The 22,104-nt window shown below is 59.0% G+C and carries 17 protein-coding genes, 1 tRNA gene and 1 other RNA gene; 7 read left to right on the top strand and 12 right to left on the bottom strand.

Annotation, left to right across the window (positions count from 1 at the left end; translation table 11 throughout):
* Nucleotides 1-101: 101 nt before the first annotated feature.
* Both HMPREF2547_RS06335 and HMPREF2547_RS06330 read right to left on the bottom strand, forming a co-directional pair.
* Nucleotides 102-175, bottom strand: a tRNA-Met gene (locus tag HMPREF2547_RS06335).
* A gap of 184 nt (nt 176-359) precedes the next feature.
* Complete coding sequence (locus tag HMPREF2547_RS06330; protein WP_070605175.1) at nt 360-3,347, bottom strand: UPF0182 family protein; 2,988 nt, start codon at nt 3,345-3,347, stop codon at nt 360-362.
* 151 nt (nt 3,348-3,498) lie between these two features.
* On the opposite strand from HMPREF2547_RS06330, the gene HMPREF2547_RS06325 reads away from it, so the two are divergent.
* Both HMPREF2547_RS06325 and HMPREF2547_RS06320 read left to right on the top strand, forming a co-directional pair.
* A complete protein-coding gene (locus HMPREF2547_RS06325; protein ID WP_016423245.1) occupies nt 3,499-4,080 on the top strand; it encodes a PPA1309 family protein in 582 nt (193 codons plus the stop codon).
* A gap of 262 nt (nt 4,081-4,342) precedes the next feature.
* On the top strand, nt 4,343-5,182 hold the full coding sequence (locus HMPREF2547_RS06320) for a GDSL-type esterase/lipase family protein (RefSeq protein ID WP_070605172.1): 840 nt from the start codon (nt 4,343-4,345) through the stop codon (nt 5,180-5,182).
* A 73-nt stretch (nt 5,183-5,255) separates the two neighbouring features.
* Here the strand turns inward: HMPREF2547_RS06320 and ssrA are convergent.
* Nucleotides 5,256-5,640: a transfer-messenger RNA gene (gene ssrA / locus HMPREF2547_RS06315) on the bottom strand.
* 357 nt (nt 5,641-5,997) lie between these two features.
* Here ssrA and HMPREF2547_RS06305 point away from each other — a divergent pair.
* On the top strand, nt 5,998-6,393 hold the full coding sequence (locus HMPREF2547_RS06305) for a DUF3887 domain-containing protein (protein WP_016423247.1): 396 nt from the start codon (nt 5,998-6,000) through the stop codon (nt 6,391-6,393).
* 28 nt (nt 6,394-6,421) lie between these two features.
* On the opposite strand, the gene smpB is transcribed toward HMPREF2547_RS06305, so the two are convergent.
* Entirely contained in the window at nt 6,422-6,925 is a 504-nt protein-coding gene (smpB, locus tag HMPREF2547_RS06300) for an SsrA-binding protein SmpB (RefSeq protein ID WP_038626299.1), read from the bottom strand.
* Nucleotides 6,926-7,103: 178 nt separating this feature from the next.
* Between smpB and HMPREF2547_RS06295 the strand changes: the two genes are divergently transcribed.
* The 3 genes from HMPREF2547_RS06295 to HMPREF2547_RS06285 all read left to right on the top strand — a co-directional run bounded on the left by HMPREF2547_RS06295 (nt 7,104) and on the right by HMPREF2547_RS06285 (nt 10,673).
* Complete coding sequence (locus tag HMPREF2547_RS06295) at nt 7,104-8,747, top strand: AbgT family transporter (protein ID WP_049189696.1); 1,644 nt, start codon at nt 7,104-7,106, stop codon at nt 8,745-8,747.
* A gap of 163 nt (nt 8,748-8,910) precedes the next feature.
* A complete protein-coding gene (locus HMPREF2547_RS06290; protein WP_048733555.1) occupies nt 8,911-9,678 on the top strand; it encodes an alpha/beta hydrolase family protein in 768 nt (255 codons plus the stop codon).
* A 20-nt stretch (nt 9,679-9,698) separates the two neighbouring features.
* Nucleotides 9,699-10,673: a cation diffusion facilitator family transporter gene (locus HMPREF2547_RS06285; protein WP_016423250.1), complete on the top strand. Its 975-nt coding sequence runs from the start codon at nt 9,699-9,701 to the stop codon at nt 10,671-10,673.
* 29 nt (nt 10,674-10,702) lie between these two features.
* Here HMPREF2547_RS06285 and HMPREF2547_RS06280 read toward each other — a convergent pair whose 3' ends face one another.
* From HMPREF2547_RS06280 to metG, 6 genes are all read right to left on the bottom strand, one after another.
* On the bottom strand, nt 10,703-12,532 hold the full coding sequence (locus HMPREF2547_RS06280) for an ABC-F family ATP-binding cassette domain-containing protein (protein WP_049171263.1): 1,830 nt from the start codon (nt 12,530-12,532) through the stop codon (nt 10,703-10,705).
* Nucleotides 12,516-13,031, bottom strand: a complete 516-nt coding sequence (locus tag HMPREF2547_RS06275) for an NUDIX hydrolase (RefSeq protein ID WP_049189699.1) — start codon at nt 13,029-13,031, stop codon at nt 12,516-12,518. The genes HMPREF2547_RS06280 and HMPREF2547_RS06275 overlap by 17 nt, the downstream gene beginning before the upstream one ends.
* A 24-nt stretch (nt 13,032-13,055) precedes the next feature.
* Complete coding sequence (rsmA, locus tag HMPREF2547_RS06270) at nt 13,056-13,970, bottom strand: 16S rRNA (adenine(1518)-N(6)/adenine(1519)-N(6))-dimethyltransferase RsmA (RefSeq protein ID WP_070605170.1); 915 nt, start codon at nt 13,968-13,970, stop codon at nt 13,056-13,058.
* Nucleotides 13,971-14,035: 65 nt separating this feature from the next.
* Nucleotides 14,036-15,187, bottom strand: a complete 1,152-nt coding sequence (locus HMPREF2547_RS11080) for a resuscitation-promoting factor (protein ID WP_287535645.1) — start codon at nt 15,185-15,187, stop codon at nt 14,036-14,038.
* A 165-nt stretch (nt 15,188-15,352) separates the two neighbouring features.
* Complete coding sequence (locus HMPREF2547_RS06260) at nt 15,353-16,177, bottom strand: TatD family hydrolase (RefSeq protein WP_049171274.1); 825 nt, start codon at nt 16,175-16,177, stop codon at nt 15,353-15,355.
* A 15-nt stretch (nt 16,178-16,192) separates the two neighbouring features.
* Nucleotides 16,193-18,019, bottom strand: coding sequence for a methionine--tRNA ligase (gene metG, locus HMPREF2547_RS06255; protein ID WP_049171277.1), 1,827 nt, complete (start codon nt 18,017-18,019; stop codon nt 16,193-16,195).
* 115 nt (nt 18,020-18,134) lie between these two features.
* Between metG and HMPREF2547_RS06250 the strand changes: the two genes are divergently transcribed.
* Complete coding sequence (locus HMPREF2547_RS06250; RefSeq protein WP_016423257.1) at nt 18,135-19,400, top strand: aminodeoxychorismate synthase component I; 1,266 nt, start codon at nt 18,135-18,137, stop codon at nt 19,398-19,400.
* Here HMPREF2547_RS06250 and HMPREF2547_RS06245 read toward each other — a convergent pair.
* Together HMPREF2547_RS06245 and rsmI are read right to left on the bottom strand one after the other, a co-directional pair.
* On the bottom strand, nt 19,397-21,073 hold the full coding sequence (locus HMPREF2547_RS06245) for a BCCT family transporter (RefSeq protein WP_049193060.1): 1,677 nt from the start codon (nt 21,071-21,073) through the stop codon (nt 19,397-19,399). The genes HMPREF2547_RS06250 and HMPREF2547_RS06245 overlap by 4 nt on opposite strands.
* 160 nt (nt 21,074-21,233) lie before the next feature.
* Complete coding sequence (rsmI, locus tag HMPREF2547_RS06240) at nt 21,234-22,088, bottom strand: 16S rRNA (cytidine(1402)-2'-O)-methyltransferase (protein ID WP_187269939.1); 855 nt, start codon at nt 22,086-22,088, stop codon at nt 21,234-21,236.
* Nucleotides 22,089-22,104: the final 16 nt, after the last annotated feature.

The raw sequence follows: 22,104 nt of genomic DNA, 5'->3' as shown, positions 1-22,104 counted from the left end.
CCGAGCCAGACACACATTTTGTCGTTTAACCCCACTTTTTGCTACTTAACCCCTAAAGAAGACCCCTACCGGCGTTTGCACCGGTAGGGGTCTTTTCTTAGTGGCGGGGGCAGGATTCGAACCTACGACCTCTGGGTTATGAGCCCAGCGAGCTACCGAGCTGCTCCACCCCGCGTCAACTGTCCTGGCTTTTACAAGCACTCACAGCGGGCGCTGGTCTCTCTGACCAACGAGAAGTAACTGTAGCACGATGCTCCCAACAAAGACCAATCCCCAGGTCATAGCCGGTTTCGCTACAACCTGGGGAGTCTGCGGACCATAGAAACCTATGATTCTCGGCTAACTACTCGTTGCACGCCTTACTGGCCGTTGGCCTTCTGGTAGTCAGCGGCAGCGCGGTCGAGCTCGGCAAGTGCCTGGCCCTGCGCCGCGTAGTCACCGTTCTTCTGAGCGTCGTTAAGCTTTTGCAGTGCGTCGGAGATACGGCGAGCGGCGTCGTCACGCGCGGCGACATCAACCTTGCGCTCTTCCTTCGGTGCCTCGTCGTCGGACTCAGCGTCGGCGGCATCCTTGTCCTTATCCGCCGACTGCTCCTCAGTCTCTTCCTCACCGCGGACCTTGGTCGCGGCGGAAGCATCGATACCGACCTGACTCAGAGCCTCAGTGACCGTGGCGCCATAGCCCACCTGACCGCGGTAAGCGACGAGAATACGCAGCAGCTTCGGGAATGCGGTCTCCTGGCCCTTGCGCTGGGTGTAGACCGGTTCGACGTAGAGAATCTCGCCATCGCCGACCGGCAGCGTCAGCAGGTTACCGTTGGTGACCACGTTCGTGCCCTCGAGCAGAGTACGGTCCTGGGCGACCTCATCTGCGGACATCATCGTGTCCTGCGCCTGACGCGGACCCATGGTCTGGGTGTTGGTCGGCAGGGCACGGATGGTGATCTGACCGTACGTCTCCGGATCGGAGGAAGCGCTCATCTGGGCGGCGAGGAACTCGCGCTCCAGACCGCGGAAGGCGGAAATCAGCTGGAAGCTCGGCTTTCCGGTCTTCGGATCGGAAGCGACAACGTAGTACGGCGGCTGGGAGAGGTTCTGCTCTTCCGGCGCGGTCGGATCGGACGGGACGGACCAGAAGGAGTCATTGGCGAAGAAAACGCCCGGATCGCTGACGTGGTACTTAGCCATCAGCTCACGCTGAACCTTAAACAAGTCCTCCGGGTAGCGCAGGTGCTCCTGCAGCTCCTCGGAAATCTCCGACTTTGGCTTCACCACATCCGGGAAGACACCCTCCCAGGCCTTGAGCACCGGATCCTTCTCATCGAACTCGTAGAGCTCAACGGTGCCATCGTAGGCATCGACGGTCGCCTTGACCGAGTTGCGGATGTAGCTGACCTCGCTGTTCGGCAGCGGGCGTGGAGTGCCATCCGGGTTAATGGAGTCCTGCGTGGTCTCCTGGAGGCTCATGCGCTGGGAGTACGGCATCTTGGCCAGCGTGGTGTAGCCGTCGACAATCCACTTCATACGGCCATCGACTACAGCCGGGTAGGTCTTGGTGTCAGTAGTCAGCCACGGGGCGACCTTCTGAACACGGTCACGCGGATCGCGGTTGTAGATGATCTTGGAGTCCGGCCCAATGCGGTCGGACAGCAGGATGTTGAGCTCCTGGTAACGGGTGGCGAAAATCATGCGGCTGGCAAGTCCGCCTACGCCAACACCGCCCTCACCGTCGTAGGTGAAGTTACGGCCGTCGGCATCGTACTCATAGTCCTTGCCGTCACCGTTACCGCCAACAATCGCATAGTCGGCATCGCTGTTGGCGATAACCGGGCCGTAGTAGATACGCGGCTGCTTCAGGTTCAGGTTCATGCCGTTCGGGTCCTCGGACTCGAACAGGTCAGCCACGGTGTACAGCGGGTAACCGCCGCGGGCGGAACCGGACTCGGAGGCAACCTCGTCGACCTTATTAGCCGGCGCAGCAACGAAACCATTGCCGTGGGTATAGACCGTGTGACGGTTGATCCAGTCAGTCTGGTTACCCTGCAGCGTCTGCGGGTTCAGTTCACGAGCAGCGACGATGAAGTCACGGGACGCGCCATCGATCTGGTAGCGGTCAATGGCAAGCGGATCGGAGAAACCATAGAAGTTCTTCAGCTGACGCTGCTGCGTGAAGGTACGTGGCAGCACTTCCGGATCCAGGATTCGGATATTGGCCAGAGTAGCGGCATCGCGGGAAATCGAGTCCGCACCTTCCTTCGCGGCTTCCTTATCGCCTTCCTTTTCAGCCGGAACGCCCCAGTCGCGCTCGACCTTCACCTTGTCGTCGGTAAGCCCGTAGTGGTAGCGCGTCGATTCAATATTGCGCGCAATGTATTCGCGTTCCTTGGAAGCGCGGTTCGGGTTAACTGAGAACTGCTCAACTGCCATCGGCCAGGCCACGCCAATCAGACCTGCGGAAACCAACATCAGCACGGTGGCAAACGCCGGGATCGAAAGATTGCGCAGGAAAATGGCCGCGAAGAATGCAGCGGCCACGACGATTGCGATGACCAGCAGCGTAATCTTCGCCGGCAGCAGCGCATTGATATCGGTGTAGGAACCACCGGTGAAGGTCTTCTGCTTGTTATTCAGCAGCTCATAGCGGTCCAGCCAGTAAGACACAGCCTTGAGCAGCATGAAAACACCGGCCCAGCACGCCAACTGCGCACGAGCCGCATTGGAAACGCGGGTCTTCTCCCCTGTAGTCGGGTTACCTGGGCGGATGCCACCAAGGAAGTAATGCGTCACCAGCGACAGCAGGAACGCAATAACTACCAGGACAACCAGCGTCGAAACGATGTACGACCACAGCGGCAACTGGAATGCGTAGAAGCCCAAGTCCTTGCCATACTGCGGGTCAGTCTCACCGAAGGACTGCCGGTTTAAGAACAGCTGCACCGTCTGCCAATTACCCTGCCCCACAAGGCCACCGAGTACGCCGAATACAACGGGCAGCGTGGTGAACATCGACTTCGAACCGGATTCAGCCATCCGTCGGTACACTGCCTGCGGGCTGCGTGGATCCGTCAGTCCGAGGTCGACGGGCCGCGAGCGCCACGCCAGCCACATAGATAGAAATGTCAGTGCGCCCGCTATCAGGCCTACAGTGATAAACAGGACGATACGAGTGAGCCACGTGGTGGCGAATACCCCTCGATACCCCACTTCACCGAACCACTGAAAGTCCGTATAAAAATTGACGGCGATTGGAATAACAAAGGTCAGCGCGGCAATCACCAACACGGTAATTGCCAGCCACCCCGGTCGGCCACCCGCCGATCGTCTCGGTCGAGTCTGGTTTAGAGACAACGTCTCTCCTGTTCGAGTTGAGCTTGACTTGCCAGCGAGCTGGTAAGTCGGTCGTACGCTTATCTGTCATCTACTCTAAATAAAGTTCCTAACATTTGACTAAGGATGCTGTTAATACAGCGTTGCCAGGAAAGGGGCGTCGTCAAGCGTCATGAGCGAAAACAACGGCACTCAGACTCATCTCAGCCAGCAGGCACTCAATCGCGCCGTGCGCGAAGCTGTCGAATACGTCCACACCGAAGGTTGGGACCGCGCTCCGAGCCTCTTCGCCCTCGTCCCCACCGCCGCGCTTGCCGACGTGCTTGCCGACGAGCTGATTGACAGCGCCCCATTGACTGTCGTTGCGCAGGAACCCCTCCCCGAGGGAATTGAAGGCGGTAGCCCTGAGTTGGCGGACTTTATCGCTCGGACATCGTGGCCGGCAGGTGTCGTCGGTGCCGTGTTAGCGCAGGAAATAATGGTCATCGCTCCGGAGCAGGCGGACAGCTTTGAGGGTGCATCCCTGGACGAGGTGCGGGCACAGGCGGATGGTGAGGCGGCTCGCCAGGCACGTCTTTTCAGTGGTGTTATCAGCGAAGGTCCACACCTAACACTGATCCAACCTCGCCCCACAGAGGCGGAACTGGATGAGCGTGGGCCCTTTGCTGAAGATGAGATTGAGCTAAAAGATGGTTCTGGGGTAGCCGATGGTGTCATCGCTGCGTTGTATTCCACGTTCGGAAGCGCCTCATAAACCCACCTACCAGCGATAAGAGACAAAAAGAGGTATTGAAAGCGCCGAATATACATATAACTAGCTGATTCCGGTTGACATCGGACTTAGAACCTAGTTGTATAACAAAGTGATAAAGGCGCGTCTCTAAGTATCCGCTCAGGGTTCTGTCGGACTTGGTTCTGTCGGACTTGGTTCTTCCAGGGACGGTCTGTGGCGAAGAAATCGCGAGTGTAGCGCGAGTTTTTCCTTCTATAGGTTTTCAACTAAGAGGTTTTTAATTATGAAGAACAACGTTGTTCGCCGTGCAGCAGCCTCGGCAGCTGCAGCTTCTGCGCTGGCAGCCTCCCTCCTGGCCGGTGGTGTTGCCAACGCTCTTCCTACTGGTAACTACGTTGCCTTCGGCGATTCCTTCGCTGCTAACCCGGGTCAGTCCGACCCGGCCGTACCGGGCCGTGGTGGCTGCCCGATTTCGGTCTCGAACATCGGCTCTCACGTTGCTCGTGAGACTGGCCTTGAACTGCACGACTACTCCTGCAACGGCACTACCGCTTTCATGCCGACTCAGCCGCAGAAGTCCCTGATGGGCCAGGTTGACAACGCCATCGCTCAGGGCTCCCTCGGCCCGGCTACCCAGCTGGTAACCATCTACGTTGGCGCCAATGACGCGATGCAGGGCGCTGTGCTGCCAATGCCGGTTCAGGATGACCTGTACACCACCAACGTTGTGGCCGCTGTGGAGAAGATCAAGGCCGCTAACCCAACTGCTCGCGTCATGCTGATTGGCTACCCGGCTTTCACTTCCAATGACCCGACCCATTACGCTTGCCCGGTTAACGCCGCAGGTTTTGCACCGCATATTCCGGCTGCCGGTATGCACCACTTTGAGATGGCTCTGCAGAACCGCCAGATGCGTGCTGCCGCTGAATCCGGTATCGGTTTCGTCAACATGAAGGAGGTCACCAACATCGACGTCGCAATGTGCGGTCCGGACGGTGAGCGTCAGGTCTCCGCAATTCTGGATACCGATGTTGCTTCCTACAACATGACCAACCACCCGACCTTCCACGGTTCGGCAGTTGCTGGCACCACTATCGCCAACGTCTACAAGAGCACCTTCTAAGGTCTTTCGACGTCGCTCAGACGTCTTCAAGTACAACGAAAAATCCCCGGTCGTAATGACCGGGGATTTCCATTTGTGGAGCTGCCGAGAATTGAACTCGGGTCCACCGCCAACTCGCCAGGGCTTCTCCGTGCGCAGTTCGCACGATCGCCTCTACTCGACCCTTCGGCTCAGGCAAACATGTCCGAATGACGGGCCCAGCCGCAAGTAAGAAGATCCCCGATGAGCCTTACGGCACACCCATCGGGCGAGCCCTTTTAAGTCGATGCCAGGGTCCGGACCAAAGGGCAAGCCCGGTCTGACAGACACGCTAGTCGCTTAATTAGGCAGCGAGAGCGTAGTCGCGCTGAGTGTTCTCGGCGCTTAATCAGTTGCTACGACGCTTAAACGGTGGTCTCTAGCCTGCACCGGCACGCTTCCCCTGGCTCACTGTACGGTGTCGAAACCATGTCAGCCCCATACAATGCCTTCGAGCACGGGAAAGTGCGTTGCGCTCAAAGGATGTTCAAGAATAACGCTTTACGACGGGAAAAGTCAACAAGCTTCGCCGCAAGGCCCACAGCCCCCCCCCCGAATGTCAACTCCGGGTTGACACTGACGTCAACCAATGGTTGACTGCAGTCATGGATCCATTGACGACAATCCGTCACCGACTGCAAGCAACGAACATTGCCGAACAAGAACTTGAAGATGCCGTGGCGCAGGCTCGCGCAGCGGGCCATTCATGGGCAGAGATTGGAAATGTACTCAATATCTCCCGGCAAGCGGCATTCAAGCGGTTCGGAAGTGTCCAAAACCCCGTTTCAGGAGAATTGATGACTGCCACAAAAACTACACATATCGCCGAGCTCGGCGAAAAATTCCTTCGCCACATCATCAACGGCGAAGAAGCAGAAACCGTAAGCATGATTTCCCCAAAGCTCCGGAAGGATCTCCCCTGGTCCACTATCTACTCTGTCTGGGAAGATGTTCTCACCGAGACTGGGGCGTTCGAATCTTTCGACGACACCCAAGTCACCAGCCTCGGGGGAACCAGGACTAAGGAACCGACCTCGCAGAAACTCCTGTCGAAGATTCTCGGCACAAGTCTCGTCATCACCACCCTCAAACATGAGGCTGGCGAATGGATGGCTCGAGTTGCCTTTGACCGTCACGAAAACGTCATTGGCCTACTCATCCTCCCAGTCGATGCGACTGAGTTCCCCTTCTAAAAAGGGTTTCTTCTAATGAAGACCTCTTTTACCCCTTGATGCCCTTCACACGACGGCCCAGCGCACGAGTAGCTTCGCGCTCCTCCGTGCGGCGCTTGATGTCCTGGCGCTTGTCATAATCCTGCTTACCGCGGGCGAGTGCGAGCTCGACCTTCAAGCGGCCGTCGGTGAAATACAGCTTCAGGGGTACAAGCGTGTTGTTGCCATCGCGGACCTTGCCCCACAGGGTGTCAATCTCCTTGCGGTGCAACAACAGCTTGCGCGAGCGACGCGGTGAGTGATTAGTCCACGAACCGTAGGAGTACTCCGGGATATGCAGCCCGCGGAGCCACACTTCGCCGTCGTCGATGGTCGCGAAGGCGTCATTAAGCGATGCTTTGCCCTCGCGCAGCGCCTTGACCTCAGTGCCCACGAGAACGACACCGCATTCGTAGGTGTCCAGAATGTTGTAGTCATGGCGGGCACGACGATTGGTGGCCACCACCGCGTTGTTGGCGCTGACCTTTTCTTTCTTCGACTTCTTCTTGCCCATAACCTGATTAACTCTAGTCGAAGAAGGTGCACTACAGCTATTCCCTAGCTATTCCCTTAACTTTCCCTTATGCGCCTGCTCGCACCCGACATACATATGCCTCTGGCCTTTTACGTTGTGACGCAACTTACTTTCCCCTAACCTTTTACCAACGTCTAACACAGAGGGATTTATATATATGGGACAGTCAAAAACGTTGGAACCGGACAAAGCGCCACCGAAGCCAAAGGGGTTCCTAGCAACACTGGAACGTATCGGCAACGCACTGCCAAATCCATTTTGGCTATTCGTGATTCTTGCCGGTGTAGTCATCGTTTCTTCGTGGCTCGGTGAGGCTGCGGGTATGCAGGCCAAGGATCCCGCGTCGGGTGACATCATCGAGGTGGAAAGCCTTGCTACCGCAGAGTACCTGCAAAAGATGGTCTCTGAGGCGGTAACGAACTTCACGGACTTCGCACCAGTTGGCCTGATTCTGGTGTGCATGCTCGGTGTCGCAATTGCGGAGTACTCCGGTTACATCGGCTCGGCAATCCGCGCGGCAATTTCCAAGGTGCACTCCCCTGTCCTGCTGACATTCATTGTTGCACTGGCCGGCGTGACTGGTTCAATCGCTTCTGATGCCGTCTACGTGATTCTCATTCCGCTGGGTGCCGCCTCATTCGCCGCAGTTGGTCGTAACCCTATTGTCGGTGCGATGGTCGCCTTTGCCGCCTCGTCGGCCGGGTTCAATTCGTCACTGGTGCTCAACATCACCGATGTGCTGCTGGCAGGTATCTCCACGCATGCAGCGCACTTCGTGGATCCGGAATACGTAGTTTCACCGCTGGCCAACTACTTCTTCACTATGGCCTCGTCGATTGTGCTGGCTCTGATTATTACCGCCGTTACTGAACTGTTTATTACCAAGCACGTGGAGAAGACCGTCCACGACGACCACATTGACCACGATGCCGCGGAATTCACCAAACCGGGCGCTTCGGAGGAAGCTGCCGAGGAAAACGCCAAGAAGGAGGAGCGGAACACCGCATCTAGCAGCTCCAGCAATGGCCGCGACAAGCTAATCCTCAACGATGCCGAACGACGTGGCCTCCGCTACGGCAACATCGCCGCTGTCATCTTCCTGGCGCTTTGGTTCGCTGCCCTGTTCATCCCGGGTTCGCCTCTGCGCGGCGAAGGCGACGGCATCTTGAATTCCGTGCTGCTTACCGACGTCGTGGCGTCCATCGCCCTCTTCTTCGCAGTGGTCGGCATTGCGTACGGCATCGGTGCCAAAACCATCACCTCCTCAGCAGACGTGCCCGCCTTCATGGAACGCGGCCTGGGCACACTGACCACAATGATGGTGCTCTTCTTCGCCGTCTCGCAGTTCACGGCCTACTTCAAGTGGTCCAATATCGGCCAGTGGACCGCTATCAAGGGCTCCGAATTCCTGACCAAGGCGGATCTGCCGCCGCTGTTGCTCTTTGCTGCCTTCGTCCTGATGGTGGCTGTTCTCAACCTGCTGATTACCTCGGGCTCCGCACAGTGGGCTCTGATGGCGCCGGTCGTTGTGCCGATGCTGATGTACGTCAACGTCTCTCCAGAGGTCTCCCAGCAGCTATTCCGTATTGGTGACTCCCCGACCAACATCATTACGCCGATGTCGCCGTACTTTGCGCTGGCGCTGACTTTCCTGCAGAAGTACTACAAGCCTGCGGGTGTCGGCACGCTGATGTCGCTGGCTATCCCGTACTCGCTGTGCATGATGGTGGGCTGGTTCCTATTCTTCGTCCTCTGGTATCTCGCGGGCATTCCGCTGGGGCCGGGGGTTCCGGTGCGTTAACTCACAGCCACTAGGAGATTGAGGGATTGGTCGAATTTTTCGCCCAATCCCTCACTTATTTGTGGCACCCGGGCTTAATATTGCGTACGGTCGCCACCACAACGGGCGTCGTAAAGCGAAAACGTACACACATTGAGCACACACTGAGACGCGGATATAACCTATGCCAACAAAGCACCTAAAATTTACGGGATCGACCGGCGAGACTCTGGCTGCATCAATTGATTTGCCGGACGGTCAGCCACGCGCGTGGGCGCTATTTGGTCATTGCTTCACGTGTAATCGGATGGTGCCCGGCGCGTCACGCACCTGCAAGGCGCTGGCGAAGAAGGGCATTGCGGCATTCCGGTTCGACTTCACTGGCCTCGGGCAGTCCACTGGTGATTTCGGTGAGACGACGTTCCAGACCAACATCGATGACCTTAAGGCCGCCTACGAGTTCATGGAGGCAGAATTTGAGGCCCCCTCGCTACTGATTGGGCACTCGCTCGGTGGCGCAGCGGCGCTGAACGCCGGCCACGATATGCCGAAAATCAAGGCGGTAGCGACAATCGGTGCACCCTTCGATCCGGCACACTCGATTGTGCGCATCGCCGGTGACATTTCGACGGTCGATGAGCACGGCACGCAGGTTCTGCAGATTGAAGGTCGTGGCATTCCCATCTCCCGTGAGTTCTTGGAAGTGTTGGCGGACTACAACCCGGAGGTTTATCTCAGCCAGCTGCGCAAGCCACTGCTTATTCTGCACTCCCCGACCGACCAGACTGTTGGTATCGATAGCGCCCAGAAGATTTTCCAGGTCTCTCGCTATCCAAAATCCCTGATGAGCTTGGATCGCGCAGACCACTTGCTCACTCGCGCTAAGTCCGCCGCGCGCGCTGCTGACCTGATTTATGCGTGGGCGGATAGCTATCTTCCGGAGGCTGAATAGCCCTGTTATCATTAGGGGTTATGGACACAACTGAACACTCTGGCCACTCACACGGCCACGGTCATTCACACGGTCATTCACACGGCCATGACCACGCTCATATTGACCCCGCGAATACTCCTGCCCGTCGCCTGCTCGCAGCTGCGGGTCTAACTCTTGTCGTATTTCTCGCCGAGCTCATCGGCGGCTTGGTCTCGGGTTCACTGGCGCTGCTGGCAGATGCCGGCCATATGGTGACGGACTCCGCAGGCCTGCTTATGGCAGTTGCCGGTTTGGCTATCGCCCAGCGCGGAGCCAATCACCGCGCGACGTACGGGTACCGTCGTGTTGAGGTTCTGACTGCTCTCGTCAACGGTCTGACAGTTTTCATCATTGCCGCTGTGATTCTCTGGGGCGCAATCCGGCGATTCGGGTCAGTGGAGCAATCTGAGATTCAAACCACGTCGATGCTCATCATCGCAGTCATCGGCCTGCTCACCAATGTGATTGCGGCGTTTCTGCTCGCCGGCGCTGCCAAGGAAAGCGTCAACGTCCGCGGCGCGTATCTGCACGTGCTTGTCGACGCCGCTGGTTCGGTCGCCGTCATTATCTCCGCTATCGCTATCGCATACACCGGCTGGACTGCCATCGACTCGGTGGTCTCTATCGTGATTGCGCTCTTCATCGTCCCCCGAGCCGCCGTTCTGGTGCGCGACTGTCTCCACGTGTTGCTGGAGTACACCCCGAAGGGCGTCGACACTGAGAGAATCACTGCTGACCTGTCTGACTTGGACGGAGTGGTCGATGTCCACGATCTCCACGTCTGGTCCCTCAACGGCAGCGACCTACTGGCATCTGTCCATCTCGTGCGCTGCGACACGCTCCCCAACGGCGACGAGCACGCATTGCTCGACCGCGCGCAGGCACTGCTTCACGACGTCCACGGGATTGAACACGCCACGGTGCAAATTGAAAGAACCGGGCACGCTGACCACGAGTACCCGGCTCATACCTAAAATGTTCGGCTAGTAGCTGAAGTAAGATGCTAGCCCTCGAGCTGCTCCCCTAGCTCCAGCCACTCCATCTCCAGCTCTGCCTTCTGCTCAACCACCTCCGCAGCACGGCGATCGAGGTCCGCCAGCTTTTGTGTGTCCAAGTTGGCTACATCAGCACTCGCTTCCGCCATCTGCGCATGCAGTTCACTTTCTTGCTGGCTGAGCTTCGCCATCTTCCGCTCCAGAGCACTCATCTTCTTCTGGACAGCATGAGCTTCCGCAGCCGAGAGCTTCGAGGTATCCTCCTCTGAAGCTGCGCCACGGGTCTGCGGACTACCGGCATTTGCTTGAGAGGCACCACCACTAGCGGCCGAGTCAGCCAGCTGTGCGCGACGCTGGAGGTACTGACTAATCCCGCCTGGCAAGTTCGTCAGCTCGCCATCGCCGAAGAGGGCCCAGGTCGAGTCGGCAATACGCTCAATCAGGTAGCGGTCGTGCGAGATGACCACCAACGTGCCCGGCCAATTGTCCAGCAGGTCTTCCAATTCCTGCAGCGTGTCAATATCCAGGTCATTCGTCGGCTCGTCGAGCAGCAGGAAGTTCGGCTCACTCATCAACACGCGTGTGAGTTGCAAGCGGCGACGCTCACCGCCGGAGAGGTCTGCGATTGGGGTGCGCTGCCGCTTCGGGGAAAAACCCAGTCGCTCCGCCAGTTGCGAGGCGCTAATCTGCTTCTTGCCCAGGTCAATGTAGGTCGCCACGTCCTCCACAGCGTCGAGCACACGCATATCCAGCGGCAGATCATCGAGCTCCTGTCGCAGCCAACCCAGACGCACCGTCTTGCCCTCAATCCGCTTGCCATCGCTTAAGGGGTAGTCTCCCGCCAATGCGCGCAACAAAGTCGTCTTACCCGAGCCGTTGACACCGACCAGGCCAATGCGCTCGCCGGGGGCCAGACGCCACGTGACGTCGTTAAGCAATTCCCTACCATCGGGCGTTTCCAGGGACGCATGCTCTAGCTCTACGACCACCTTGCCCTGTCGACGCTGCGAAAACGCCATCAACTCCACGGAATCACGCGGCGCCGGGACATCGGCGATGAGAGCCTCAGCTGCTTCGATGCGGTAGCGAGGCTTCGAGGTGCGGGCCGGCGCACCCCGGCGCAACCACGCGAGTTCCTTACGCGCAAGGTTCTGGCGACGCTGCTCGGCGGCATCGGCTTGGCGCGCACGCTCGGCACGCGCGAACGTCCAGTCGTTGTAACCGCCATCGTAAAAATCGACGGTGCCATCGTGGACTTCCCACGTCTTCGTGGCAACGGTATCCAGGAACCAACGATCGTGCGTGACGACGACCAGGGCTGCCCGGCGCGAAAGAACATGATCGGCCAACCACTGCACACCCTCAATATCGAGGTGGTTCGTTGGCTCATCGAGAATGAGCAGATCCAGATCTCGGACCAGCGCGGCCGCCAGGTTAACGCGACGGCGCTCACCACCGGAGAGATTGGCGACCTTGGTATCCATACCGAGGTCATTGATACCGATGCCATCGAGGACCTCGCGGATGGAAGCGTTACCCGCCCACTCGTGTTCAGCGAGTCCCAGCGGTGCAATGACGCACTCAAACACGGTGGAATTCGGGTCGAGCTCGGCGCCCTGGGTGACATGCGCCATGGCCATGTCGTTGGCTCGCGAAATACGTCCGGAGTCCGCTGGCTCCACGCCTGCCAGAATCTTCAGCAGTGTGGACTTGCCGCCACCGTTCAAACCGACAACACCGATGCGGTCGCCCTCTTGAACACCGAGGCTGACGCCGTCGAGCAGAGTCTTGAGCCCGAAGGACTTAGAAATATTCTCGCAATTAATCAGATTCGCCATGATGAGTATTTATTGTGCCCCATTCGACGTTGCCAAGCACACGCCGGACATACCAGGCCACCGGCAGCTCATCGAACTGCTCTCGGGTTACCCATTTAAACTCCGGATGCTCGCCGCTGAGCTGGACATTCTGCGTGTCGTCGGCCTCGCGTACTAGAAAGGTCACCGTGTGGAAGCGGAAATTCTCCCCGCCCAAGTCCGGATTGGAATAGTGGGCAAATTCACTGACCTCCGCTGCGCGCAGGCCGGCCTCTTCACGCAGTTCGCGCACAGCGGCCTCCGCGGGCTCCTCCCCCGCGTCGAGCTTGCCACCGGGCAAATCCCACTGGCCCCCGAGGAAGCCCTCGTATTCACGCAGCAGAAGCAGCAAGCGGTCACCTCGGAAAACTATGCAGTTGCACACCCAGCCGTCGTCGTCAGGCCAGAACTTAGTCCAAGCCAGGTCGCGCGGTTCGCGCCGGCCGATTTCGGCCCTGCTGGGGTTGCCGTCACGGTGCATGGGGGAAAGATCGCCTGTCCTTTGTTAAAAGCGCTGGTCTCGTGAGACCTCAGCGAGGCGAACGAAATCGGCAATTTCGAGCTTCTCTCCTCGCTGCTTGGGGTCAATCCCCGCTGCTATAAGCGCCTCTTCGGCTGCGGCGCCAGATCCGTAAATCCCCGATAGGGCCGCACGGAGGGTCTTGCGGCGTTGCGCAAAAGCAGCGTCGATAAGCGGGAAAAGGCGCGCGCGGAATTGCGGCGAAATCTCCCACGGAGCCTCGGGGGCATCGGCGGCATTGGAGTTCTCAGGAGCGTCGGAGCGGGCGTAGCAGTCAATGCGCACAAGCCCGGAATCAACCTTCGGGACCGGCCAAAAGACGTGCGGACCAATGGCACCGGCGCGACGCACTGTGCCGTAGTAGGCGGCCTTGACGCTGGGGACGCCGTAGATCTTGGAGCCCGGCTGAGCCGCCAGCCGGTCAGCGACCTCGGACTGCACCATCACGAGCACACGGCGGATGGTGGGGAGCTCGGCAAGCATGTGCAGCAGCACCGGTACCGAAACGTTGTATGGCAGATTGGCCACCAGCGCATCTGGGGCGGTCCGAAAGTCCTCGCGACTGACTTTCAACGCATCTTTCTCAATGAGCTCTAGCGCGCAGCCGTCAGCGCGCTCAGCGACTGTCTGGGGCAAACGCTCCGCCAACCGAGAATCGATTTCAACAGCCGCGGCGCGGCCGCAGTGTTCGAGCAGCCCGAGGGTCAGCGAGCCCAAGCCGGGGCCGACCTCAACAGGGTAGGAATCCTCCGGCAAGTCCGCCGCAGCGACAATTCGACGCACGGTGTTGGCGTCGTGGACGAAGTTCTGCCCCAATTTCTTCGTCGGGACAATATCCAACTGCGCCGCCAAGTCGCGCACTTCGACCGGCCCCAGGAAAGAAACTTCTGCTTTAGTCACAGTTAGATACTACGGGGTCAAAAGACAAAATAGGTTTAGCTCGTTTTGGCTAGTCTGAACTAGCTTTAACGAAGCCCCATGGAAGCGGTGCAAGCGGGCCATGCACCCCAACCCTGACCAGCCTGGACGCGCTCGGCGACAGCGATCTGCTGCTCGCGGGAAGCCTGCGATGCACGCGGTGCATACTCAGTACCGCCGTAAGCTGCCCAGGTGGAATCGGTGAACTGTAGACCACCGGAGAAACCGTTACCGGTATCGATAGCCCAGTCGCCGCCGGACTCACACTGAGCCAGCTGATCCCACACACCGTAGCCAGCGGCCGGAGCTGCAATGCGAGACTTAGTGCCCTGGCGGATAGTGGAGATACCCGGAGCCTTTAGCTCCTTTTCTTCCAGGACCTCGCGTCCAAGCTCTTCGCCGTCGCGAGAGGTGACCTTGACCTGACGCTCTACCTGGCCCGGCTCACCCTCCTGCTCAACGATGCGCTCGTCTTCGAACATCGAATCATCTTCAATGATGTTCTCGTGAGCTGGAATTTCCTCAGTCTCGGTGATGGTCTTATCAATCAGACGAGACAGCGCGATGCGCATGCCTTCAGTGACCGGCGCATCCAGACCCGGCTCAACGGTGTCGTCTTCACGCAGCTCAATGCCACGCTGTGCCAATACATCACCGACGGTCAAAGCCGGGACGGTCAGGTCGATGTCCTTGGCATCGTCGTGAAGCACAATATTCTTGGCACGAACGACGTCGAGTTCGACCCCCTTAGCGGAAATCTCGCCCTTTTCGACCTCGACCTTGTCCTTATCGGAGATGAGCCCCTGCTTCTTCAGACCTTCAATCAGCTCATCGGTAGTGATGGCATTGGTCTTGTGCTCCTGCGGCTTGCCATCGACAATCATCGTGACCGGCTTGGCAGAGCGGTAGACCAGCTTGCCGCCGTCCGTGAGGTCGCCCTGACGCTGAACCAGGTCTCCGCCGGTGGTTTCGACACCAGCCTTCTCTAGAATGGCCTTGTCATCCTTGGACCAGGTTGCAATTTGCTCGACCTTGCCGTCAATTTCGACGGTGATGGTGTCGTAGTTGGATGCTGCGACAGTGCCACCCAGAGCAACAGCAGCGACCAGACCGCCAGCAGCAATCTTGGACGAAGTGGAGACTCCGTCGTTAGCACGATTGAGATGACGCTTCTTCGCAGCACTCACGGGGTTCGTCACAGCCTTTCGGAGGATGGGCAGCTATCAGATGAAAGAAATACAGTTTGTAACAGTACGGTAAAGATTCAGTGTTGTCTAAAATATATCGATAAAAGTGACGGGAAATACAACAAACCGCCCCGGCTGCATTTCCACAGCTCAGGGCGGCAATACGTCGGCACGTGCTTAAATGCCGTACACCCGACGTGCGTTATCCGTCAAAATCTGCGCCATCTCCTCCGCCCCGATTTCTCGGGCCGCAGCCATCGCACGCGCCTGATGACCGATAAAAGTGGACTCGTTGCGCGCACCTCGGAAAGGCTCCGCGGTCATGTACGGGGCATCGGTTTCCACCAGCAGCTGCTCCGCCGGCGCCTCAGCCACAGCCTGCCGCAGGTAATCATTGCGTTTGAAGGTCACGTTGCCGGTAAAACTCAGCAGGTAACCGCGTGCAATGGCTTCGCGGGCAACCTCGATGGGCGAAGAGAAACAGTGCAAAATGACCGTATTGTCGTAGCCGTCCAACGCCGCCATCAGGTCTTCATCGGCGTCGCGGTTATGAATCATCAACGGCTTGCCGACGGTTGCTGCGAGCTCCATATGCCACTGCAACGCAGCCAGCTGTTCGCTCTTCGACGCGCAGCCGTCGAGGGAATCCAGCCAGTACCAATCCAATCCCGTCTCCCCCACGGCCACAACCCTGGGGTCGGCAGCCATTTCGGTTAAGCGGGCCTTGGCGTCGTCGTCAAGCTCGTGCGCGCGCGTCGGATGGATGGCGGCGGCGGCCCAGACGTTGGGGTGCGCGTGCGCAGCGGCAAAGGCCAGTTCGGTTTCCGGCATGCCATCGCCGACCGTGCAGACTCCGACGACGCCCGCTGCGGCGGCCCGGTCCATGAGCGCCGCAATCTCTTCCGGAGTTTGCGCCCCACAGGACGCGAGATGCGTGTGGGCGTCAAACAGCGGAGTGAGATACTCCGCGGGTTCTGCAATCTTGCGTTTGCGCTTTCCCATACCTCTACTGAGCCCCTACTTCACCTGTGCCCACTCGGGGCCGTGCTCAGCCAACTCAGAGTCGAGCTTGGTGAAAATCGGCTTCGGCTTGGCCAGCGCCGTACCCGGCTCAATGTCGAAGCGACGCCAGGCGGCCTTCTGATTGACGTAGTCACCGGTGATGATTGGGTAGCTCCTACCCTCTGCCGGCAGGTCAGCGCCGACCGGTTCGACCGGCATGTCGTCCTGGACTTCCTGGACTTCTGGCATTGCGGCCCAGATCCCCTCGCCGCCCAGGGTCTCGAAGACCTTCTGCGAGCTTTCCGGCAGGTACGGGGTCAGCAGCACATTGGCGTCGCTGACTACCTGCAGTGCTGTCCACAGCACGGTGGCGAGACGCTCGCGCTGGGACTCGTCCTTCGCCAGCTTCCACGGCTCCTGCGCAGCAATGTAGGCGTTGGCCTCTCCGACCAAGTGCATGGCGGCGGTGATACCGGCGCGGAAGCGGGACAGCGCAAGCGCGTCGCCGACCTCGGCGAAGGAACGCTCAGCCAGGTCGAGCAGTTCACGGTCAGCGTCAGTGAGTTCGCCCGGAGTTGGCACCTCACCGAAGTTCTTGAAAGCCATGGACACGGTGCGGTTGACCAGGTTGCCCCAGGAGTTGGCCAGCTCGTTATTCACGCGGCGGACGAACTCATCCCAGGTGAAGTCGGTGTCCTGGTTCTCCGGGCCTGCCATCGCGATGAAGTAGCGCAGCGGATCCGGACCAAACTCCGCCAGGAAGTCCTTCACATAGATGACAACGCCCTTGGAAGAGGAGAACTTCGAGCCCGACATGGTCAGGTACTCCGAGGAGACGACCTCCGTCGGCAGGTTCAACTCACCGAGCTCCCCGACCTCGCCCCCGCGGGAGCCCTCGCCACGGTAGCCCAGCAGCTCAGCCGGCCAAATCTGGGAGTGGAAGGTGATGTTGTCCTTGCCCATGAAATAGTAGGACAGCGCCTCCGGGTCATTCCACCACTTGCGCCACGCTTCCGGGTCACCAATGCGCCAGGCCCACTCGATGGAAGCGGATAGGTAACCGACGACGGCGTCGAACCAAACGTAGAGTTTCTTCGTCCCGTTTTCCGACCAGCCCTCCAGCGGAATCGGCACACCCCAGTCAATATCACGGCTCATTGCACGCGGACGGATGTCCTTCAGGATGTTCAGGGAGAACTTCAGCACGTTCGGGCGCCAGTCCTTGCGCTCCTGCAGCCACTCGGTCAAGGCCTCTGCCAGAGCCGGCAGGTCTAGCAGGAAGTGCTCAGTTTCAACGAACTTCGGGGTCTCGCCGTTGATTTTCGACACCGGATCAATCAGATCGGCCGGGTCAAGCTGGTTACCGCAGTTGTCGCACTGGTCGCCGCGGGCACCGGAAGCGCCACAAATTGGGCAGGTACCTTCGATGTAACGGTCCGGCAGGGTGCGACCGGTCGACGGGGAAATCGCACCCATCGTGGTCTGCTTGACCATATAGCCGTTTTCGTAGAGCCCACGGAAGAGCTCCTGGACAACGGCGTAGTGGTTGCGCGTGGTTGTGCGCGTAAACAGGTCGTAGGAAAGCCCCAGACCCGCGAGGTCCTGCACAATCTGGCGGTTGTAACGGTCGGCCAATTCCTGGACAGAAACGCCTTCCTTCTCCGCCTGCACAAGCAGTGGCGTGCCATGCTCATCAGTACCGGAGACCATCAGCACGTCATTGCCAATCATTCGCTGGTAGCGAGCGAAAACGTCCGAGGGGACACCGAAACCTGCAACATGGCCGATATGTCGCGGACCGTTAGCGTACGGCCACGCAACTGCTGTGAAAATGCGAGACATATTTAACAGGGTAATAGATGACCTACCATCACGATGAACTGTGCCCTCATGAAGTCTTCCAAGAACTGTCCCCTAGCGTCATCGCGCGCTCGCGCAGTCACTACGCTTATGTCCTATGTCCACTCGGTCCACCTCCTCCGACTCGGCCGCTGACTTCACTTCGCGCGCGACCACTGCGCTAGCTCGTCTTATCGCCGCCGGTCATCGCCCCGCCGCACTCGTCGGCTCCTGGTTCGGTTATCGCGCGGTTCTCGCCGCTAACGTCGAGCTCACCGCCTGCGATTCGACAGCGCTTTTCACCAGCCCCGACCCCAATGCGTGGCTATTTGGGTTCCGCCCCTACTCCGGCACCAGCGCGCATGGGATCGCTGCCTGCGTCGCATTGCTTGCCGACGACGGCACGTGGCATTTCGACGGCCCCGGCACCGGTGACCCCTCAAATCCGGATTTCCAAGCCCTTCAGGAGACCATCAAATACTCGCACGAAAACACGCGTGACGACGCGCTCCCCGCGGCCACACCACTGGAGTGGGATCAGGGCGACCGAGAACGCCACCAGCTTGCAGTGGAGAACTGTAAGGAAGCAATTGCCGCGGGCGAGGTGTACCAAACCTGCATCTCTACACGCTTTCACGCGGAGCTGAATGCGGGATCGGGCACGAACGTCGATGTGGACAATGCTGCACTAGCCCACGCCGGCGCGTGGTTTTCCTCCCGCGTGGCGCGGTATCAGCCGGCTCGAGCAGCATTCTTGCCCGGCAACCTCGATGCTGGAATTCCAATTCTGGCCTCGCTGAGTCCTGAGGAGTTCCTCATCCGCGCTGGCACAAGCGTGACTGAAACTCCTATCAAAGGCACGATTCCCGCTGACCGGCCCCCGCATGAGCTGTTGCGCAGCGATAAGGATGTCGCCGAGAACATCATGATTGTCGACCTGGTGCGCCACGACCTCGGCCAGGTGGCCAAAACTGGCACTGTGAAGGTCACGGATCTGCTCAGTGTGCGTCCGGCACCGGGCGTGTGGCACCTGTTTTCCACAGTTTCCGCGGAACTTCCCGATCAGCTCAGCCACGCTGAGCTGATCGATGCCTGCTTCCCACCGGCCTCAGTCACCGGTACACCGAAGCTGCGAGCAATTGAGCTTCTGCGCGAGTGGGAACCCGAGCCCCGTGGCGCTCACTGTGGCGCGATTGGTGCGGCCCACGGGGATGCACTTGAGCTCAATGTCGCCATTCGTACCGCTGAGTATGCAAAAGACCCGAACTCGGGGAGAGTTCGGGTCGAAGCTGGCATCGGCGGTGGCATCACCATCGGGTCTACGCCCGAGGGCGAATGGGCCGAGATTGAGGCCAAGGCCGCACCGCTGCTGTTGGAAAGCTAGTTGCGCAATTTACGAGCACGGCGGCGTTCGCGCTGTTCGGCCGCTTCCGCCAAGCGGCGCTCGCGAGCCATGCGCAGGGCAAACTGACGCTGTTCCTTGTCATCGAGGTACATCGGATCGTCGGAAAGCCCCTTAACCAGCGCCACCATCAGCGCCAAGATAACAATGACGAACGGGCTTGCCGCCAAAATGGTGATGTTCTGCAGGTTGGACAGGGCATCGCTGCCGCCGGTGACCAATAGGACAATCGCAATCAGAGCGGTGAAAATACCCCACATAGCAGTGACCGTGCGCGATGCTGTGAGTCGACCGAACTGGCTCATGGTGCCCATCACCGTGGAGGCGGAGTCCGCCGAGGTAATGAAGAAGGTAGCCAGCAGAACCATTGCGATGACGGAAGTAATCGCGCCACCCGGCAGGGATTCCAGCAGGTTGAACAGCTGGCTCTCAGCCGAGCCGTCGCCATAGATGGAAGCACCCTGCTGCTCACGAGTAATGGCGGTGCCGCCAAAGATGGAGAACCATACGGCAGAGACAATCGACGGAACTGCGACGACGGTGAAGACGAACTCACGGATAGTACGGCCGCGAGAAATACGTGCGATGAACATACCGACAAACGGCGACCATGAGATCCACCAGGCCCAGTAGAAAATTGTCCAGGAAGAGAGCCATTCACCGGCGGTGCCGTCAGCGGAAGCACTGGAGCGGGAGGCCATCTCAAAGAAGGAATCCAGGTAGCTGCCAATAGAGGTCGGAATCAGGTTCAGAATCACCACGGTAGGGCCGAGGACCAACACCAGCAGAGCCAGCAGACCTGCGGCAACCATGTTGAAGTTCGAGATGTACTGAATTCCCTTGCCCACGCCCGACAGTGCAGAGACCAAGAAGGCACAGCCCAGAACGAGAATAAGACCAATCCACAAAGGTGCGCCCTTGATGGCGTTGAACCCGTTGATTTCCAAACCGGCGGAAATCTGAAGTACGCCCACACCGAGAGAGGCTGCCGTACCGAAGACGGTGGCAAAAATCGCAAGCGCGTCGATAAGCTTGCCCAACCGCCCCTCAGCGCGACGCGCGCCGATGAGCGGGATGAACGCCGCCGAAATCAGCTGCTTTCGGCCGAGGCGGTAGGTCGAGTAAGCAATTGCGAGACCGACGATGGCGTAGAGCGACCACGGGTGCAGAGTCCAGTGGAACATCGTCGAAGCCATGGCGGTACCGACTTCCTTCGGCTGGTGGCCCGGCACGCCATCGCGATAGAAGGTCAGCGGCTCAGCGACACCGTAGAACATCAGACCGATGCCCATACCGGCGGCGAACATCATCGCAATCCAGCTAGGCGTGGAAAACTCTGGTTTCTCGTTGTCCTTGCCCAAGCGGATGTGACCGAACTTGGAAATCGCGATGGACACAATGAAGAAGACAAAGACGGTACTGGCCAAGATAAACAGCCAGCCGATGTTCTCCACGACCCAGTTCAGAGAGCTAGATGCAAACGTCGAGAAACTATCCGGCCACGCCAGGCCCCAGACGATGATTGCCAGAATTGCGACAACGGCGGGGATGGTAACCCCGAGGTTCACGGGAGCGTGAGAATCGTCGGCCCTGACTTCGCCGACGACTGACTCCCCTACTTCTTGTTGTATTTCATGCTCTGGTGGATTCGTCATTCCTCCACCATGTCCACCATTGACCTGGGATTTCAACTCAGGATGTGGATTCTCTCAGGTTTTCCTCATTTCCCGTCTGAATTACAAAACTTCCAATAACAGCGTTTACCCTGTTCACTGGCGTGCGCTGGAACATTTTCTGGCACAAAGTAACAATCGGCTAACGATTTCCCTCACGAGCAGCCAAAACCGCCTGATAGAGATCACGGTGCTTTGTCATTCCAGCCTCTGCCGCAACCTGCTTCGCGGCATCCTTCAGCCGCATGCCATCAGCCACAAGCTCCTCCACGCGGTCAACCAAGTCCTCCGTGGATACCTCCGTCGCCTGCTGCCCCGCGCCCTCAATCACCACCGTAATTTCGCCGCGGACACCTTCCTCCGCCCACGCAGCCAGCTCTCCCAGCGTCGCACGGCGAGTCTCTTCAAAACGCTTGGTCAGCTCACGGCTTACCGACGCGCGCCGCTCCTCACCCAAAATCTCCGCGGCATCGGCCAACGTAACAGCCAACCGATGCGGCGACTCAAAGAAACAACAGGCCCGCTTCTCTGTCTTCAGTGATTCCAGCCAGATCCGGCGCGCCCCCTGTTTACGAGGTGCAAAACCATCGAAGCAAAAGTGGCCGACGCCCAACCCGCTGAGAGCCAATGCGGTAGTCACCGCGCTCGGCCCCGGTACGCAGGACACGGGCACGCCCGCGTCGTGAGCAGCCGCCACCACAGCCAGGCCAGGATCCGACACCACCGGCATCCCCGCATCGGTCACCACAATGACTTTCTGTCCCGCCTTCGCCGCCTGAATCAGCGACTCAGTGCGGCTCTCTTCGTTGTGATCGAAGTTTGAAACAAACTTCCCCTTGGGGGAAATGCCCAGCGCTGTGGCCAGGTTGCGTGCTCGCCTGGTGTCTTCCGCGGCGATGATATCGGCGTCGATAAGCGCACCGCGCAAGCGGTCGGAGGCATCGGCGATATTGCCCAGCGGCGTTGCCACCAGAGTGATGCCAGGGGCCAGCGTCATTGCCTCGCTAAGAGGC

Source organism: Corynebacterium sp. HMSC055G02 (assembly GCF_001809065.1).
Taxonomy (GTDB): Bacteria; Actinomycetota; Actinomycetes; order Mycobacteriales; family Mycobacteriaceae; genus Corynebacterium; species Corynebacterium jeikeium_D.
The sequence above is the reverse complement of the archived record's forward strand: the minus strand, read 5'-3'. Positions and strand labels throughout refer to the sequence as shown.